The sequence below is a fragment of the Saccharothrix sp. HUAS TT1 genome, assembly GCF_040744945.1.
Lineage (GTDB): Bacteria > Actinomycetota > Actinomycetes > Mycobacteriales > Pseudonocardiaceae > Actinosynnema.
The window spans coordinates 6,410,963-6,428,089 of sequence record NZ_CP160453.1 but is presented as its reverse complement, the minus strand read 5'-3'; the positions used below and the strand labels follow the sequence as shown (position 1 = coordinate 6,428,089).

Sequence of the window (17,127 nt, the reverse complement as noted above, 5' to 3'; positions counted from 1 at the left end):
CGGGGCCGGGGTGCGGGCGGGCTCACGCCGCCCGCACCCCCGCTTCACGTCAAGGGCTCGTGCACGTCACCGCGCCCGGCGCGGTGGAGTCGGGCCCGTTGGCGACGTAGCCGAAGGTCGTCGAGGCGCTGCTGCCCAGGGACCCGTTGTACGGGGCGTTCCTCACCGACACCGCCCCGCTCGTCCCGGTGTTCACGCCGCCCCACAGGTTGGCGACCGAGTGTCCTGAGGGGAGGGTCATCCGGACCGTCCAGCCGTTGAGCGACGAGGTGCTCGCGTTGGCCACCTTCACCTCGGCCTGGTAACCACCGCCCCACGTGTTGACCACCCGGTACGTCGCGGTGCACGCCGCGCCGCCCGGCTGAGTCGTGGTCGTGGTGGTGGTCGTTGTGGTTGTCGTCGTGGTGGTGGTGGAAGTCGTGGTCGTGGGACCGTCCACGCTGCCCGGCACGGACAGCAGGGCGTTGTACCAGGTGGTGGCCATCTTGGCGTAGCCGCCCGCGTTGGGGTGCACGCCGTCGGCGAGGTCGGCCGTGGTCAGCGCCCGGTACATGTCGACCAGGTGCACCCGCTTGCCCGCGGCGACCTTGCTCTGCACCATCGACGGGATCGTGGCGTTGAACGCCCGGACGCCCGAGTCGAACGACGACAGCGGCGTGATCGTCGCGACGAACAGCTCCGCGTTCGGCGCCAGCGAGGTGATGCGGTCGACCAGCGCGGACAGGCGTTGCGGCGCACCGCTCGGGTTGCTGCCGTAGATGTCGTTCGTGCCGATGTGCAACAGGATCGTGCGCGGCGAGTACGTGCGCAGCCAGTTGGTGATGTTGCTGTCGATCTGGGCGATGGTCCACCCCGAGTGGCCCTCGTGGTTGCGGTCGCCGAGGCTGCTCGGGCCGTTGGTCATCGAGCCGACGAAGTCGACCGTGCGACCGCTCGCGACGAGCTTCTGCCACAGGTCCACGCGGTAGCCGCCGGGCACGTTGAAACCGTCGGTGATCGAGTCGCCGAGCGGCATGACCTTCACGCCGCTGTCGGCCTGGGCGCTGCCGACCGCGAACACCGCGGCGGCGACCAGCGCCAGCGCGGCGGCGGCGCCGGCGAGCACTTGCGTTCGTTTCATGGGCCGGACCTCCGGGAGGCGAACGGGGTGGTGCTCGGGAACGGGTCACCGAAACGTTTTGGAGTCTCCGCCGAAACTTTTATCGTCGCAAGCGACCGCGATCACCCCGGATTCGACGCCACGCCACCGGATGCGGCCGTTCGCGGCGCGATGAGCGCGCTGCGGCGCGGTCAGGCGATGGCACGGGCTGGTCTGTTCGGTCTACTCCGGACTACCGGCCGACGTCGGAAATTCGACGTCTCGATTCGCCGGTTCAGCCCGCCGGGCGGCGTCGGGCACCCAGGCGAGCGCCAGCGCGCCACCGGCGACCGCGAGGAGGAAGCCGAGCAGGAAACCGCCGAGGTTCGCGCCCACGAGGCTGAGCAGGCCCGCCACGAGCGCCGCCACGCCGGCGAAGTGCCTGCGGGCCGGGTCGAACAGCAGGGTCGTGCCCGCGACGACCAGGACGCCGCCCAGCAGCCAGCTCGCCGGCGCGCCCGCCCCGGCGAAGCGCAGCACGCCCGGCGCGGTGCCGACCACGACCACCAGTTCCACGCCCGCCGCGGTGGTGAGCACGCCGGCGGCGAACGGGCACGAGCGCCGCCAGCGGGTGAAGCCGCCGGTCACCGGCCCGGTCCGTCCACAGCGGACGAACAGCCCCCGTCGCCCCGGTGGTGGCTCAGGTCCAAGCCGGTGATGGTGAAGGTGCCGGCGGTCACCGAGCCCGCCGAGATCCGGACGTCCTCCAGCGTGGTCCGGCCCGCCCGGTAGCCCGTCGGGCCGCCCTCGGTCAGCGGGCCGACCACGAGCCCGGCCAGGTCCAGTCCGCCGGTGATGGCGTCCACCTCCAGCGCCAGGTCGCTCGTGCGCACGTGCTCCGCCCGCAGCACCGTCGTCACCCGGCCCACCACGGGCAGGTCCACCGCCGCCGACTGGCACAGGCCGCTCAGCTCGGCGGCGGGCAACCGCGCCAGCAGGGTGGGCAGCCCGGCATCGGCCGAGGTGGGGCCGATCCCCAGGGCCAGCCCGTCGGACTCCACCCGGTCCACCGCGATGGTGATGGGGCTGCCGCTGGTGAACGACACCCCGATCACGCCCTCGGCGATGCCGCCGAGCACCACCGCGCTCGCCACCGCCGTCGGCGCCAGCACGGCGACCAGGCGCCGCCTGCTCGTGCGTCCGGGCGGGCGGTCGCGGTGGTCCATCGAAGCTCCTCCGAACGCGGTCCCGCCATGATCCACGACAGGCCGTGTGACCGGCCATTACCCGGACGCGTGACCTGCGCTCACTCCGCGTGCTCGAAGTCGAGCGCCCGCGTCCCGCGCCCGGCCTGCGGCGGCACGGTCGCCACCCCGCGCGCGGCCGGCGTGTCCCGACCCCGGCGGTGCCACCACCCGAGCACCGCCCGCAGCGGCCGGGCGACCAGCCACGCGCCCGTCCCGACCGGCAGGCACCACCAGGGGCCCAGGCTGTGCCGCCGGGTGCACACCGCGGCGCACACGGTCCGCGCGGCGTCCTGCACGTGCAACGCCGGTATCCGCCGCGCGGCCAGCAGCGGCGCGCTCATCCGGGTGTCCACCAGCCCGAGGTAGACCGTCACCACCCGCACGCCGTCGCCGACGACCTCCGGCGCCAGCGAGCGCAGCCAGACGTCGAACGCCGTCTTCGACGCCTGGTAGCCGCCCCAGCGGGGGAACGGCGGCATCCGCGCGGCGAACGTGGACACCGACACGACCCGGCCCCGACCGGCCGCCCGCATGGCGGGCAGCAGTTCGAGCGTGAGCCGCAGCGGGCCCAGGTAGTTGACGTCGGTGAGCCGGCGGAAGTCGTGGAACCGCCTGCCGGCCAGCTCGACCGACCGCCGGATCGACTTGCCCGCGTTGTTGACCAGCACGTCCACCGGTCCGTGCGCGGCCAGGATGCGTTCGGCGACCTCCCGCACGGCGTCGAAGTCGGCGAGGTCGACCGGGTAGGCGTGCGCCCGCCCGCCGTCGGCCCGGACCTGCTCGACCAGCTCGTCCAGCAGCTCGGCGGACCGGGCCAGCACCAGCACGGTCGCGCCCGCGGCGGCCAGCATCCGGGCGGTGTGCCTGCCGACGCCGTGCGAGGCCCCGGTGACCACCACGACCCGGTCCCGCACCTCGTGGTGGAGCCGGGCCGGGCGCACCCGCGGCCGGGAGTAGAGCAGCCGTGCGGCCCACCCGCTCATGACCGGGCGAACCGCAGCGCGTGGTGGTCGACCGTGCGCGGCAGCGGCCGGTCGGGCGTCAGCGGGACGCCGCCGACCTGCCGCAGCCCCTGCTCCAGCAGCACCGAGAGCAGGGTGGCGCTGGTGAACAGGACCAGGTGCTGGCCCGGGCACTCGGCCGGACCGCGGCTGAACGGCGCGAGCGCCCAGTCGTCCGCCGCCCGCCCGTCCAGCCACGTCTCCGGCTCGAACCGGTCGGCGTGCGGCAGCCTGCTGTCGTCGCGGTGGAAGTAGGAGCTGTAGAACACCACCGCGGCGCCCTCCGGCACCGTGCTGCCGTCGGACCAGGTCGTGCGCCGGGTGGTGTCGCGCAGGATGGCGAGCGTCGTCGGCCACAGCCGCAACGACTCCCGCACGCACGCGCGCAGGTAGGCGTCGTCGGCGCGGGCCCGGTCGGGGTGCCCGGTCAGCAGGCCGAGCGCGAGGTAGGTGGCGATCGGCGCGGCGTCGAACGCGAACAGCCAGTGCTGCGCCTGCGCCTGCGGCAGCGTCCGGACGGTCCGGGGCGCGTCGGCGACGCACGCGGCCAGCCCGCCGGACCCGCCGTCGTCGAGGTAGCCGAGCACCCGGTCCCACAGCCGCTCCCGCAGCCGGTGCCGCCGGGGGCGCAGGCGGAACCAGTTGGCGTCGGCGCGCAGGGTGTCGAGCAGGTCGGTGACCCGCTCGTCGTCCCGGGCGGCGTCGCCGAGCACCACCCGCCGCACGATCCGCCGGTAGGTGCGCGCGAAGTCGTCCCACGTCAGCTCGGCGCCGCGCCCGGCGGTGCCGTCGACCAGGGCGGCGGCCTCCTCGCGGATCACCGCGTCGAACGCCGGGCACAGCCGGTGCTCGGTCTTCGGGTAGTCCAGGACGGACTCGTTGAAGCGACGGCGTTCCTCCCGCACCAGGCCGCGCGAGACCAGCACCGCGCCGGGCTCGAAGTGGCCGAGGGCGGCGACCTTGTCCCGGCTCGCGGCGGTGAGCGAGACCGTGGTCTGCTCCAACGCCTGCCGGGCGTCCTCGGGGGACAGCAGCACCAGCACCCGGCGGTGCAGCACCTTGACCAGCAGCGGTCCCGTGCCGTGCTTGTCGCGCAGCCGGCGCAGCAGCCGGCACGCCCGGTCGTTGGTGTCCCACCGCGCCGCCCACGCCACCGCGCGCCGCCTGCGCAGGATCGGTCCCTGGGCGACGGTCGGGACGAGCACCAGCGCCCCGAGCCGCACCACGTCCGCCAGCGAGGCCCGTGCCGGTCGACGCGCGGTCATGACGACGTCCTCTCCGGGCGGCGCAGGCCCATGCGCAGCCCGATCAGCTCGGTGATGTCGGCGACCGTGCCACCGGCCCGGACGAGTTCCAGCGGGGGGATGTCGACGTCGAAGCGGCGGCGGGCGGCGACCACCAGCTCCGCCCCCATCAGCGAGTCCATGCCGTAGTCCTGGATGCGGCGGTGGCGGTCGATGTCGGCCGGGTCCATCCGCAGCACGTCCGCCAGCAGTAGGGTGATCTGCTCGGCGAGGGCGTCGACCGCCTCTTCCGGCGACAGCCGCCCCAGGCGCTGGGCCAGCTCCTCGCCGGAGTCGCCCTCCGCCGACTCCGACCGCCGGGCCAGCGCGTGCAACCGCGGCGTGCGCATGACGGGCAGCAGCGCGCCGATCCGCTGCCAGTCGATCCGGCCGACGCAGACCACCGGGTGCTCGCCCCCCACCAGCCCGTCGATCGCGCCGAGCGCTTCGGTCGCGGCGGTCGAGCCCAACCCCGCCGCGGTCAGGACCTGGCCGAGGTTGTTGCGGGCGACGTAACCGGTGTCGCCGATGGCGCCCCAGGCGATGGCGGTCCCCGGCAGGCCGGCGGCGCGCCGTTGTCGGGCCAGCGCCTCCAGGAACAGGTTCCCCGCCACGTAGGGCGCCTGCAGCGGGTTGCCGAGGACCGTCGTGCCCGAGGAGTGCAGCAGGAACAGGTCCAGGTCGAGGTCCCTGGTCAGGGCGTCGAGCACCACCGCGCCGCCGAGCTTGGGGCGGAGCACGGCGGCGAAGCGCTCGTCGTCCAGCTCGGCCAGCGGGGCGTCGTCCAGGTGCATCGCGGCGTGCACGACACCGCGCAGCGGCGGGTCGAACCCGGCGATGAGCCGCCCCACGGCGACCGGGTCGGCGGCGTCGGCGGCGTGCGCCGCGGCCCGGACCCCGCGGGCGGCCAGCCCGGCGAGCAGGGCGGGCGCCTCGGGCGAGTCCGCGCCGCGCCGGCCGACGAGGGCCAGGTGCCGCGCGCCGCGATCGGCCAGCCAGCGGGCGGTGGCCGCGCCGAACCCGCCGAGCCCGCCGGTGACCAGGTAGGTCCCGTCGGGGTCGAGCGCCGGTGTCGGCGCGACACCCGTCACCACCACCGGTTCGGCGCCGGGGTCGAAGGACACCACCACCTTGCCGACGTGCCAGGAGTGCTGGAGGTGGCGGAACGCCTCGTCCACCCGCCCGGCGGGGAACGCGGTGTGCGGCAGCGGCCGGTAGGAGCCGTCGGCGACGGCCTCGGCCACCCCGGCGAACAGCCGCTCCGCGTCGACCGGGTCGGTCAGCAGCGCGGTCAGGTCGACGCCGAAGAAGGCCAGGTTGTCCAGGAACGGGCGCAGCGGGATGTCGTTGTCCTCGTACATGTCGCGCTTGCCCAGCTCCACGAACCGGCCGCCGGGGCGCAGCAGTTCGAGGCCGCGCGCGATCGCCGGTCCGGCCAGCGAGTTGAGCACGACGTCCACCCCGCGCCCGCCGGTGATCCGGCGGACCTCGTCGGCGAAGCCCAGGCTGCGCGAGTCCAGCACGTGCTCGACGCCGAGGGCGCGCAGCAGCGCCCGCTTGACGGGCGTGCCCGCCGTGGCGATCACCGTCGCGCCGCGGGCGCGGGCGTGCTGGAGTGCCGCCAGGCCGACCCCGCCCGCTCCGCCGTGCACGAGCACCGTCTCACCGGCTGCCAGCCGGGCCAACCGGTCCAGGCCGTGCAGGACCGTGCCGAACACCACCGGCACGGTGGCGGCCTCGGTGTCGGTCATCGAGCCGGGTATCCCGGTCAACGCCGCCGCGGGGGTCACGACCTCGGAGGCCAGCGTGCCCCTGGCCATCCCGGCCACCCGGTCGCCGACCGCGAAGCGGGTCACCCCGGCGCCGACGGCGGTGACCACGCCCGCGCACTCCAGGCCGGGGGCGTGCGCCCCGGTGAACCCGTAGCTCGCCGCGGGCAGCAACCCGGTGGCCTGCATGACGTCCCGGTAGTTCAACGCGGCGGCCCGCACCGCCACCCGCACCTGCCCCGGTCCGGGCTCGGGGCGGTCCACCGCCCGCCAGCCGAGTTCGTAGGACAGACCGGGCGAGCGCACCTCCAGCTCGTGAGCGGCGGGTCCCACCGCGGTGGTGACGAGGTCCACCTCGCGCGGCGCGAACCGGCCGCCGGGGGTGAGCGCGACCTCGTCCTCCGCGCCCGGCGTCAGCAGTTCCCGCGCCAGCCGGTGCGCCGAGTCGTCGGTGCGGGCCAGCGAGACGCGGCGCACCACCCGGTCCGGGCACTCGTTGGCGAGCACCCTGGCCACACCCCACGCGGCCGCGTCGGCGGGCGCCTCGACGTCGGTCGGGACGGCGCCGCAGGGCCGCGTCACCAGCCAGGTGGCGCCGGCGCGGGGTCGGCCGGTGATCGCCCGCAGCAGCGCCGCGCGGCGGGTCGTGCGCTCGACCGGCGCGTCCGGCGGTTCGCCGAGGACCAGCACGACAGCGGCGTCGTCCGGCGTCCACTCCGCGGCAGGGACGACCCGGGGTTCGGGGCACCCGGCCGCGTGCAGCAGCCGCGCGGTCCGCTCGGCCAGCGGCGCCTCGGCGTCGGTCTCGGTCAGCAGGGTCCAGCGGACGTCCGGGTCGCCCGGTGGCAACGCGGGCCGCCCGCGTTCGGCGGTCGGCGCCGTGGCCACCAGCACCGAGTGGTCCCGGCGTGGCGACTCCACCTCGTCGCCGACCAGCACCACGTCGGTGAACCCGGTGCGGCGCAGCAGTTCCGGCCACCGGTCGCGGTCGAGCAGCACGGTGTCCGGCCGCAGCTCGGGGTCGTCGCGGTGCCAGAAGCTCTCCAGCAGCCCGAACACCTGGCCGAGCACGACGGGGTTGTGCGACTCGGTCGCGAACAACCTGCCGCCGGGGGCCAGCAGGGCGGCCACGGTGGTCAGCGACCGGGCGAGGTCGCCCGCCGTGTGCAGGGCGTTGGCCGCCAGCACGATGTCGTAACCGCCTTCGGCGAACCCCTGCTCGGCCGGTGGCCGGTCCAGGTCGAAGGTGCGGAACTCGACCCGGTCGCGGCTGCCGAAGCGCTGCTCGGCCCGACCGGTGAAGTAGGGCGAGACGTCGGTGACGGTGTAGCGGGTGCGGTCCGCGGGCAGCACCGGCAGCACCGCGGCGGTCAGCCCGCCGGTGCCCGCGCCCACCTCCAGGACCCGCAGCGGGCGGTCCCGGGGCCACCGCCGGACCACCTGCCGCACCAGTTCCTGGACCACGAGGTTGTGGAACCGGCAGCTCGGCGCGAGGTCGAAGAGCTGGGCCAGCAGCCGCCCGTTCTCGTCGGTGGCCAGCTGTTCGAGCGGGTCCAGCTCACCGCGCAGCAACCGCGCCGACTCCCGGTTGAGCGAGAGCGCCACCAGCACTTCGGGAGCGGACGAGGGCAGCTCCGACAACAACCGCCGCACCACGCCGTCGGCGTCCGGGGCCACGTCGGTGAACGACCACCGCCCGGGACCCGTCGACCGCACGAGGCCCTGCGCCTCGCAGACCGGCAGGACGAGCGCCACGAGCCGGACCCGCTCGCCCCGCACGCCGGCGGCCACCAGGTCGTCCAGGCCGAAGTCCCCGGCGGCCAGGGGCAGCTCGCGCAGCGCCGCCACCAGCCGGTGCGCCGCCAGCGCCTCGCTCGACTCGACGGCGCGGGAGGACATGGCGCCGAACGCCGTCTCCAGGTCGGCCAGCCTCGGGCGCGCCGCGGCCAGCAGGTCGGCCGTCCCGGGCAGCGGGCTGGGCGGCGCGGGCTCGTCGGCGTGCGGCGCGGCGCGCAGCACGGTGTGGCTGCGGTGGATCGCGATCCGCCGGACGCCCGCCATCCGCCGCAGCCGGACGCCGTCGACCTCGACGGTGACGACGCCGTCGGTGTCCATCAGGGTGATGTCCCAGCACGCCTCCGTCGCGGTCGACGTCCGCTCCCGCACGTGCGCGAAGCCCTCGGCCGCCGGGGTGCGCCACACCCGCAGCGCGTCGAAGGCGGCGGGCAGGAAGGAGTGCTCGCGCAGGTCCGCGGAGATCAGCGGCGCGCCGGCCTGGAGCGCGCCGTCGAGCACCACCGGGTGCAGCACGAAGTCGTCCGCCGGGCCGTCGTGCCGGTAGGAGGCCAGCACCCGGCCGTCGCCGATGAGCAGTTCGGTGAGCACCTGGAACGCCGGTCCGTAGCTGAGGCCGTGCCCGTCCAGCTCGGCGTACTGGTCGCCGCCCTCGACGCGGCGGGTCAGGCCGGCGCGCAGGGCCGCCGGGTCCACCGGGTCGGGCGCCCGGCCGACCAGCTCGCGCACCCGGCCGCGGGCGTGCGCGCGGGGTTCCGGGTCGACGCCGTCGGTGCTGGTGATCGTCACCGCGCCGGTGCGGGGTTCGACCGAGACCTGGGTGTGCACGCTCGCCGCGTCCGGCCACGGCACGACGAGCGGGCGGCTGATCTCCAGGTGCCGGACCTCCACCGGGTGCCCGAGCGCGCGCCCGCCGGCGGCCAGGGCCATCTCCGCGAACCCGGCGGCGGGCAGCACCACCGAGCCGGTCAGCCGGTGGTCCACCAGCCAGGGCGCCAGCACCGGCTCCACCGGGCCGTGCCACAGCGGCTGCGGCGCCGGCAGGCGCTCGCCGAGCAGGGGGTGGTGCACCCGGCCGTCGCCGCTGGTGCGCAGCCACAGCTCCGGTCCGCAGTCCCAGTGCCGCTCCCGCTGCCACGGGTAGGCGGGCAGGTCGGTGACGCGGCCCGGTGACGGGAAGTAGCGGTCGCGGTCGACCCGGCCGCCGGCGGCGAGCACGGTGGCCACGGCGGCACGGACGGCGGCCGGGCCGTCGGCGTCGCGGTGCAGGGTCGGCACGACGGCGGCCGGGCGCCGCGGGCGGGCGGCGGCGAGCTTGCGCAGGTAGCCGCGCAGCACCGGGTGCGGTCCGACCTCGACCAGCACGTCCACCCCCGCGTCCAGGGCGTGGGTGACGGCGTCGGCGAAGCGGACCGGCTCGCGGACGTTGCGCCACCAGTAGTCCGCGTCCAGCTCCGCGCCGTCGACCGCGCCGCCGGTGACGGTGGAGATGAACGGGATCGTGGTCGCACCGGGGGACAGTCCGGTCAGCGCGGCGCGCAGCGGTTCGCGGATCGGGTCCATGGCGGCGGTGTGGAAGGCGTGGTCCAGGCCGAGGTCCGTGCAGCCGACGTCGCGGGCCCGCAGGTCGGCCAGCAGGGCGGCGACGACGTCGGCCGGACCGGCGACGGTGACGTCCCCCGGCGTGTTGACCCCGGCGATCTCCACCCCGGGGTGCAGGCGGCGCAACTCGTCGGGGGAGAGGGCCACCGCGGCCATCCGGCCGCCGGCGGTCGGAGCCTGGGCGCGACTGCGCTCGGCGACCACCCAGGCGGCCTGGTCCAGGGACAGCGCGCCGGCGGCCCACGCGGCGGCCACCTCGCCGACGCTGTGCCCCAGCACGGCCGAGGCCACGACGCCGTTGGCGCGCAACAGCTCCGTCACGCCGACCTGCACGGCGAACAGCAGCGGTTGGGCGACCTCGGTGTCGGTCAGCTCGGTCGCGGTGACGGCGCCCAGCCGGTCCAGCACCGACCAGCCGAGGTACGGGGCCAGCGCGGTGTCCACCTGCTCGACGGCGACCCGGAAGTCCTTGTCCGCCGGCAGGTCCGCGCCCATCCCGGCCCACTGCGAGGCGTTGCCGTCGAAGACGAACCCGATCCGGCCCTCGGCGACGCCCTCGACCACGGCCGCGCCGGGCAGCAGCCGGGCCGCCTCGGCCCGGTCGGCGGCCAGCACCGCCCGGCGGTAGCGGTGGCGGGTGCGGCGCGCGCTCGCGGTGTAGGCCAGGTCGTAGAAGTCGTCGGCCCGGCCGAGGTGGTCGACCAGGTCGGCGGTGGCCCGGTCCAGCGCTTCCGGCGAGCCGGCCGACACCAGCACCGGGCGCGGCTCGTCGCCGTGCGCCTCGGCCGGTTCCGGCTCGGGCGGCGAGGCCAGCACGACGTGGGCGTTCGCGCCGCCGAAGCCGAACGAGTTGACGCCCGCGACCAGCCGCCGGCGACCGTCCAGCGGGATCGGTTCGGTGGCGACGGCGAGGTTGAGCCCGGCGAAGTCGATGTCCGGGTTGGGCGGGTCGGCGTGCAGCGAGGCGGGGACGTGCCGGTGCCGCAGCACCAGCAGCGCCTTGAGCACGCCGACGATGCCGGAAGCCGGTTCGAGGTGGCCGAGGTTGGTCTTGACCGAGCCGATCGGCAGCGGGCCCGCGGTGCGGTCGCGGCCGAGCGCCCGGCCGATGGCGGTGCACTCGATCGGGTCACCCACGGGGGTGCCGGTGCCGTGCGCCTCGAAGTAGGCGACCTCGTCGGCGTGCACGCCCGCCCGCCGGTACACCGCGCGGAGCAGTTCCTCCTGGGCGTCGGCGCTGGGCAGCGACAGGCCCGCGGTGCGGCCGTCGCTGTTGCTGCCGCTGGCGAGCACCACGGCGTGCACCCGGTCGCCGTCGGCGCGGGCGTCCGCCAGCCGCTTGAGCACGACCACGCCGCCGCCCTCGGCGCGCACGAACCCGTCCGCGTTGGCCGAGAACGCCGAGCAGCGGCCCTTCCGCGACAGCATGGAAGCCTGCGAGAACCCCACGTAGTGGTACGGGCTGACCAGGGCGTTGACCCCGCCGCACAGCACCGTGCGGCTGACGCCGTCCAGCACCGCGCGGCACGCCTGGTCGAACGCCACCAGCGACGAGGAGCAGGCGGTGTCCACGGCCATGCTCGGCCCGCGCAGGTCGAAGCCGTGCGAGATGCGGTTGGCGGCGATCGAGGACGCCGACCCCGACATCGTGTAGGCGTTGATCCGGCGCGGGTCCATCATCTGCAGCGCGCCGTAGGAGTTGTCCGAGATGCCGACGAACACCGCCGCGTCGCTGCCCGCCAGCGACTCCCGGGCGATCCCGGCGTCGTCCAGCGCCTCCGCGGCCAGTTCCAGCAGCAGCCGGTGCTGCGGGTCCACCTGCCCGGCCTCCTTGGGCGAGATGCCGAAGTGCGCCGCGTCGAAGGACGCCAGGTCGGTGAGGTACCCGCCCGCCGTGGTGTAGCCCTTGCCCGGTCGCGGCAGCTCGCGGTCGGTGAAGCGGGACAGGTCGAACCGGTCCGCCGGCGCTTCGCCCACCAGGTCGCGGCCCTCGGTCAGCGCCTGCCACAGCCGGTCGAGGCCGTCGATCCCGCCGGGCAGCCGGCAGGACGCCCCGACGACGGCGACCGCGTGGTCCTCATGATCGTTCCCAGTGCGCACGCCTCACCCTTCGCCGCTGCCGCCCGGTGTCGGGCACAGCCTTTCGGCCGGTGACGGCGACCCGCCAACGCTGGCCACCAGGTTCACCCGGACTGGTGATCAACTCCGAGGTGCGGTCCGCCGTGCCGCCGCTATCCTCGGCCGCTCGATTGTTCACATGCGTGACCCGAGTCGGTCCGATTTGTTCACGAGTATGACCGTCGCCCATTCACCATTGACCTGCCGTGAGGCACCTCATAGCATCGGGGGAAAGCGGTCCACAAATGCAGAACGCTTTTCTCCGCTGGCGTTTCCGCCGCTCGTCAGCGCAGTTCAAGTACGTGTTCGGCCCCTGTCAGCCGATCCAACGGAGACTTGTCATGCGCGTGAAGAATGTGATCGCGTGCGTCGGGCTGTTAGCCGGCGCACTGGTCGTGGCGACTTCCGCCGCGCAGGCCGCGCCGACGCGGTACGAGGCGGAGAGTTCACCGGCGGTGTGTTCCGGCACGATCGACAGCAACTGGTCCGGTTACTCCGGCAGCGGTTTCTGCAACGGCGCCAACTCCACGAGCGGCTACGCCCAGTTCACCGTCACCGCGTCCGCCGCGGGCACCGCGACGGTCGGCGTCCGGTTCGCCAACGGCACCACCACGGCCCGGTCTGCCGACGTGGTAGTCAACGGCGCCACGGCGCAGACGGCCTCGTTCGAGGGCACCGGCGCCTGGTCCACGTGGGTGACCAAGACCTTCAGCGTGCCGGTCACGGCGGGCAGCAACACCATCCGGCTGAACCCGACCACGTCCGGCGGCCTGCCCAACGTCGACCACCTCGACTTCGAGGCCGGCGGCACCCAGCCGCAGCCGCCCGGCGGGCTGGTCGGCTGGGCCTCCCAGGCGGGCGGCACCACCGGCGGCGCGGGCGGGACCACGGTCACCGTGAGCACGTTCGCCGACCTGCGGACCCAGGCGCAGGCGTCCGGCGCGCGGACCATCCTGGTCAGCGGGATGATCAGCGGCTCGGGCACCGTCGAGGTCAGCGCGAACAAGACGATCCGGGGCGTCGGCTCGGGGTCGGGCATCTCCGGCACCACCCTCAACATCGAGGACGCGCGGCCGGCGAACGTGATCATCCAGAACCTGAACATCCGCGGCGTGGTCGGCGCCGACGCGATCCAGATCGAGAACGCCAGCCACGTGTGGATCGACCACAACACCATGTCCAGCACCATCGCCGACGACCCCGACCACTACGACGGCATGATCGACATGACCCACGCCGCCGACTACATCACGGTCTCCTGGAACGTCATCCGGGACCACTGGAAGACCTCGCTGGTCGGCCACTCCGACGGCAACGCGAGCGAGGACCGCGGCCACCTGCGGATCACCTACCACCACAACTGGTTCGACCGGACCTTCGAGCGCAGCCCCCGGGTGCGCTTCGGCGAGACGGTCCACGTGTTCAACAACTACTACACCAACGTGCGCAACAACGCGGACTCGTACGCCATCGCGTCCACAATGGATGCCGGTGTCCTGGTGGAGGGCAACGTCTTCGAGAACGTCCAGCAGGCGTGCTGGTCGGCGAGCGGCTACGCCGACTCCGACCCGGGCCGGCTGGTGGCGAGGGACAACTCGTTCACCAACTCCGGGCCGTGCGAGGTGAACGGCAGCGTGGCGGCCGTGCCGTACAGCTACACGGCGGAGGCGTCCGGCGCGGTGAAGTCGTCGGTGACGGCGGGCGCGGGCGCGGGCCGGATCTGATCCCCTTGCGGTGACAGCGGAAGACGGCGACCGGCGCGCTGCCGGTCGCCGTCTTCACCCGCGTCAGGGCAGGTTGCCCTCGATGGCGGCGAGGTAGTTCTTCACGAGGTGGTCGCGCACGCCGTCGGCGGCGGGGGCGAAGGGGTCGGCGGTGAAACCCCTGGCCCGGTCGGCCAACCGCCCACGAACGGCACGGAGTCGCGCAGCTCGCCGTTCGAGTCGATGTAGTGCAGCTTCTCGACGTGCCTGAACGGCGGGTCGACCGGCAGCTGCGGCACGATGTCGTTGTTGTTGACGAACCGGTGCGTGCGACCGGCGAACGCCTCGTCGTGCGCCTTGGCCGGCGTCCCGTCGCACACGCGTGGCCGGCCGTAGGTGTAGACGCCGTCGGCGAGCAGTCCGGGCTCCTCGAAGCGCAGGCGCAGCGCGGCCAGGGACGCGAGGGCGCCGCCGAGGCTGTGACCCGTGAACCAGATCGTCTGGTCGTTGTCGTGGAACTCGGCGATGGCGTCGCGGACCTGGGGGTGGATCGACTGGAGCGCCGCGCCGAAGCGGTAGTGGACGAAGCCCTTGTTCGCCGGGCCCGGCCAGGGCGGGGTCGTGCTGTCGGACAGCCAGTCCTGCATCTTCTTCGGCTCGGTGCCGCGATGTCTCCTCGGCACTCGGTGAACCGACACCGCGACCTTTCCAACGCCGTGGTCCGCCTCCCGCCGGGCGGGTCGCCGCACCTCACCCGGACGAGGCGGCGCCACCCGACCGGCCACGCCCGGCGGTCACGTCGTGACGACGGCGGCCACGATGCACGTGTCGTCCAGCGGTGTGGCGGGCACCAGGCGGGAGGTCAGCGCTTCGGGCATCTCGGCCGGGTCCAGGTCGGCGATGAACCCGCGGATCTCGTCCATCAGGTGCTCCAGGTCGTCGCCGCGGGCGCCGGACGAGGGCCGCCGCTCGATCAGGCCGTCGGTGAACATCAGCACCGTGTCGCCGGGCGCGAGGAGCGTCCGGGCCGTCGCGTACACCGCGCCCGGCACGGCGCCCAGGACCGGCCCCGCCGGCCGGTCCAGCGGCACGACCTCGTGCGACCGCACGAGCAGCGGGGTGGGGTGGCCCGCCTGCGCCCACGACAGCCTGCGCGTGGTCGGCTCGAACCGGCCGACGATGGACGACGCCAGCGTGATCCCGTCGCCACCGGTCAGCATCCGGTTCAGCACGTCGAGCACGCCGGCCGGGTCCGGGTTGGTCAGCGCGGCGCCGGTGAGCGCGTACCGCAGCTTCGCCATCGCCGCCGCGGTCGCCAGGCCGTGCCCCGCCACGTCGCCGATGGCCAGCAGCGTGCTGCCGTCGTCGATCGGGAACGCGTGGTACCAGTCGCCGCCGACCTCCGCCCACTGCTCGGCGGCCAGGTAGCGCACCGCGACCCGCATCCCGGGCAGCTCCAGCGGCCGGCTCGGCAGCGGCAGCACGGCGGAGCGCAGGTGGTCGGCCACCTGGTGCTCCTGGGCGAACTGCTCGCTCAGGTCGAACAGCCGCTGCTCGGCCCGCCGCGTCGCGGTCACGTCCTGGAGCACGACGTCCAGCCGCACCGGCCTGCCCTGCACGTCCAGCACCGGTTCGCCGATGAACCGGCCGAACCGGATCTGCTCGCCGGCCCGCAGGCGCACCTCGGAGTCGGTGCGCTCGCCCTCCTCCAGCATCCGGTGCACGGCGTTGCGCAGGATCGGCAGGTCCTCGGCGACCACGGACGCCCGGATCTCGTCCAGCGACATGGGCCCGAGCGCCGGGTCCCGGTCGAAGATCACGTAGAGCTGGTCGGACCAGTTGATCTCGTTGGTGACCAGGTTCCACTCGCCCCAGCCGATGTCGCCCAGCCGTTGGACGCTGCGCAGCCGCTCCAGCTGCAACGGGTCCTCGTGCTCGCGCCAGGCCAGGATCAGGCCGTCGCCGAACTTGCCGATCGTCAACGTGTACCGGGCGTGCCGCGGCAGCCCCGGCGTGTTCTCCTCGTAGTCGAACGTGCTGACGACCTCCCGGACCCCGGTGCGCAGCACCCGGTGGAACGCCGCCCACACGTCCGAGCCCGCGATGGTCGGGTAGCTGGTGAGCACGCTGCGCCCGACCAGCTGCCGGTAGCGGCGGCCGGCGAGGTCGACCGCGTCCGGGCTGGCGGCCTCGAACCGGAAGTCGACCACCCTGCCGTCCTCGGCGTGCACCGCGCCGAGCAGCGACACCGAGCCGGGCAGCACGTCCAGCAGGTGCTGCGCCCACAGCGTCCAGTTGCGGCTGTGCGCGCCGCCCTCGGCGCTCATCAACGACAGCAGCGTGGAGCCCGCCGCTCCGACCAGGACCTCCAGCTCCCACTGCTCCTCGGATGAGAAGTCGTGGCGGTCGGCCCACAGCAGCCCGACGACGCCGGCGGTGCGCGTCCGGTCCCGGAACGGCAGCCAGGCGCGCGTCGTCCACACCGTCTCGGGGTCGCCGATCAGCACGTACTGCCGGCGGGCCTCCTCCAGGTCGGACAGCCACTGCGGCAGGCCGCTGCGCACGGCGGTGAGGACGCCGGTCTTGAGCCGCAGCGGCACCCGTTCCCACTCCAGCCGCACCTGGGCGGGCACGTTGGCGGCGACCTCCAGTCGCATCCCGCCGTCGGGTTCGAGCAGGTAGACCAGCACGCTGTCGCAGCCGACGTGCTCGCGGACGAGCTCGGCCAGCTCCTCGGGGTCGGCCGCGGTGCCGATGGCGGCGAGGGCGACCGGTTGCGGCGTGCGGGCGCGTAGCTCCCCGGGCGACGGTTCCGGGATGTCGGTCTGCCGCACGTACCGGGTGGGGTCGAAGGGCGCCTCCGCGGGCGTCGGGCGCGGTCCGGGCGGCGGCGGTGGCACGCCGAGCACACCGGCCGCGATGACGGCCAGGTCGCTGCCGGTGGCCTGGGCGAGCCGCATCATGTCCTCGAACGCCTCGTCCGGCCGGCACGACAACCGCTCGGCCAGGACGCCCTTCGCCTGCTCGACCACCGCCTGCCTGCGCGCAGCCGCCCGCAGCCGGTCGATCTCGTCCCGCTGCCGGGCGACGAGGTCGGCCAGCGCCGAGCCGGATGGATCGCGCTGATCTGCCATGGCGCCCCAGCATCACCCGCCGACCCGCGAAGCGCCACGCGATGCGGGCGCCGGCCGAGGCGGGCGCCCGCGGGATCGCGCGATCGTGGACCCGGCCGCCGGGACTTCGGTTGCGGGTGGTGGACGGTCGGCGGAGCACGCCGGGGGCCGGGCGCGGCGACGTGGGTGGTCGCGTGGACGCACATGCCGTCCCGCGCGGTGAGGTCGATCAACGTCTCCGCGGTGACCGCGCCGGACAGGTGGGTGTGCAGGTCGCCGCCCTTGGGCAGCTCGCGCAGGAATGCGTCCAGCCGCGCCGGGTCGTCGCGGATCGAGGCGGGAGAGGTGACCTGGCCGGTGGTCGTCATTGCGCTCCGTCGCCGACGACCTTCGCCCGACGGGGGAGCGGCACACCTCAG

Annotated in this window: 9 protein-coding genes; 1 reads left to right on the top strand and 8 read right to left on the bottom strand. The window is 74.7% G+C overall.

Annotated elements, in window-relative coordinates:
• Window positions 1-49: 49 nt before the first annotated feature.
• The 6 genes from AB0F89_RS28795 to AB0F89_RS28770 form a co-directional block, all read right to left on the bottom strand.
• A complete protein-coding gene (locus AB0F89_RS28795) occupies window positions 50-1,120 on the bottom strand; it encodes a GDSL-type esterase/lipase family protein (protein WP_367128764.1) in 1,071 nt (356 codons plus the stop codon).
• Between the two features lie 201 nt (window positions 1,121-1,321).
• Window positions 1,322-1,726 carry a DUF6114 domain-containing protein gene (locus tag AB0F89_RS28790; protein WP_367128763.1) on the bottom strand — a complete coding sequence of 135 codons (405 nt, stop codon included), beginning with the start codon at window positions 1,724-1,726 and terminating at the stop codon, window positions 1,322-1,324.
• Complete coding sequence (locus AB0F89_RS28785) at window positions 1,723-2,304, bottom strand: DUF6230 family protein (protein ID WP_367128762.1); 582 nt, start codon at window positions 2,302-2,304, stop codon at window positions 1,723-1,725. The genes AB0F89_RS28790 and AB0F89_RS28785 overlap by 4 nt, the downstream gene beginning before the upstream one ends.
• A gap of 80 nt (window positions 2,305-2,384) precedes the next feature.
• Window positions 2,385-3,308 carry an SDR family NAD(P)-dependent oxidoreductase gene (locus tag AB0F89_RS28780; protein ID WP_367128761.1) on the bottom strand — a complete coding sequence of 308 codons (924 nt, stop codon included), beginning with the start codon at window positions 3,306-3,308 and terminating at the stop codon, window positions 2,385-2,387.
• Complete coding sequence (locus AB0F89_RS28775) at window positions 3,305-4,591, bottom strand: cytochrome P450 (protein WP_367128760.1); 1,287 nt, start codon at window positions 4,589-4,591, stop codon at window positions 3,305-3,307. Before AB0F89_RS28775 ends, AB0F89_RS28780 begins: the two co-directional genes overlap by 4 nt.
• Window positions 4,588-11,874: a beta-ketoacyl synthase N-terminal-like domain-containing protein gene (locus AB0F89_RS28770; RefSeq protein ID WP_367128759.1), complete on the bottom strand. Its 7,287-nt coding sequence runs from the start codon at window positions 11,872-11,874 to the stop codon at window positions 4,588-4,590. The genes AB0F89_RS28775 and AB0F89_RS28770 overlap by 4 nt, the downstream gene beginning before the upstream one ends.
• A 359-nt stretch (window positions 11,875-12,233) precedes the next feature.
• Here AB0F89_RS28770 and AB0F89_RS28765 point away from each other — a divergent pair, with 359 nt between their 5' ends.
• Window positions 12,234-13,616 carry a carbohydrate-binding protein gene (locus AB0F89_RS28765; protein ID WP_367128758.1) on the top strand — a complete coding sequence of 461 codons (1,383 nt, stop codon included), beginning with the start codon at window positions 12,234-12,236 and terminating at the stop codon, window positions 13,614-13,616.
• Between the two features lie 101 nt (window positions 13,617-13,717).
• Here AB0F89_RS28765 and AB0F89_RS28760 read toward each other — a convergent pair whose 3' ends face one another.
• Together AB0F89_RS28760 and AB0F89_RS28755 are read right to left on the bottom strand one after the other, a co-directional pair.
• Window positions 13,718-14,278, bottom strand: coding sequence for a hypothetical protein (locus AB0F89_RS28760; RefSeq protein WP_367128757.1), 561 nt, complete (start codon window positions 14,276-14,278; stop codon window positions 13,718-13,720).
• Window positions 14,279-14,389: 111 nt separating this feature from the next.
• Entirely contained in the window at window positions 14,390-16,729 is a 2,340-nt protein-coding gene (locus AB0F89_RS28755; RefSeq protein ID WP_367128756.1) for a SpoIIE family protein phosphatase, read from the bottom strand.
• Window positions 16,730-17,127: the final 398 nt, after the last annotated feature.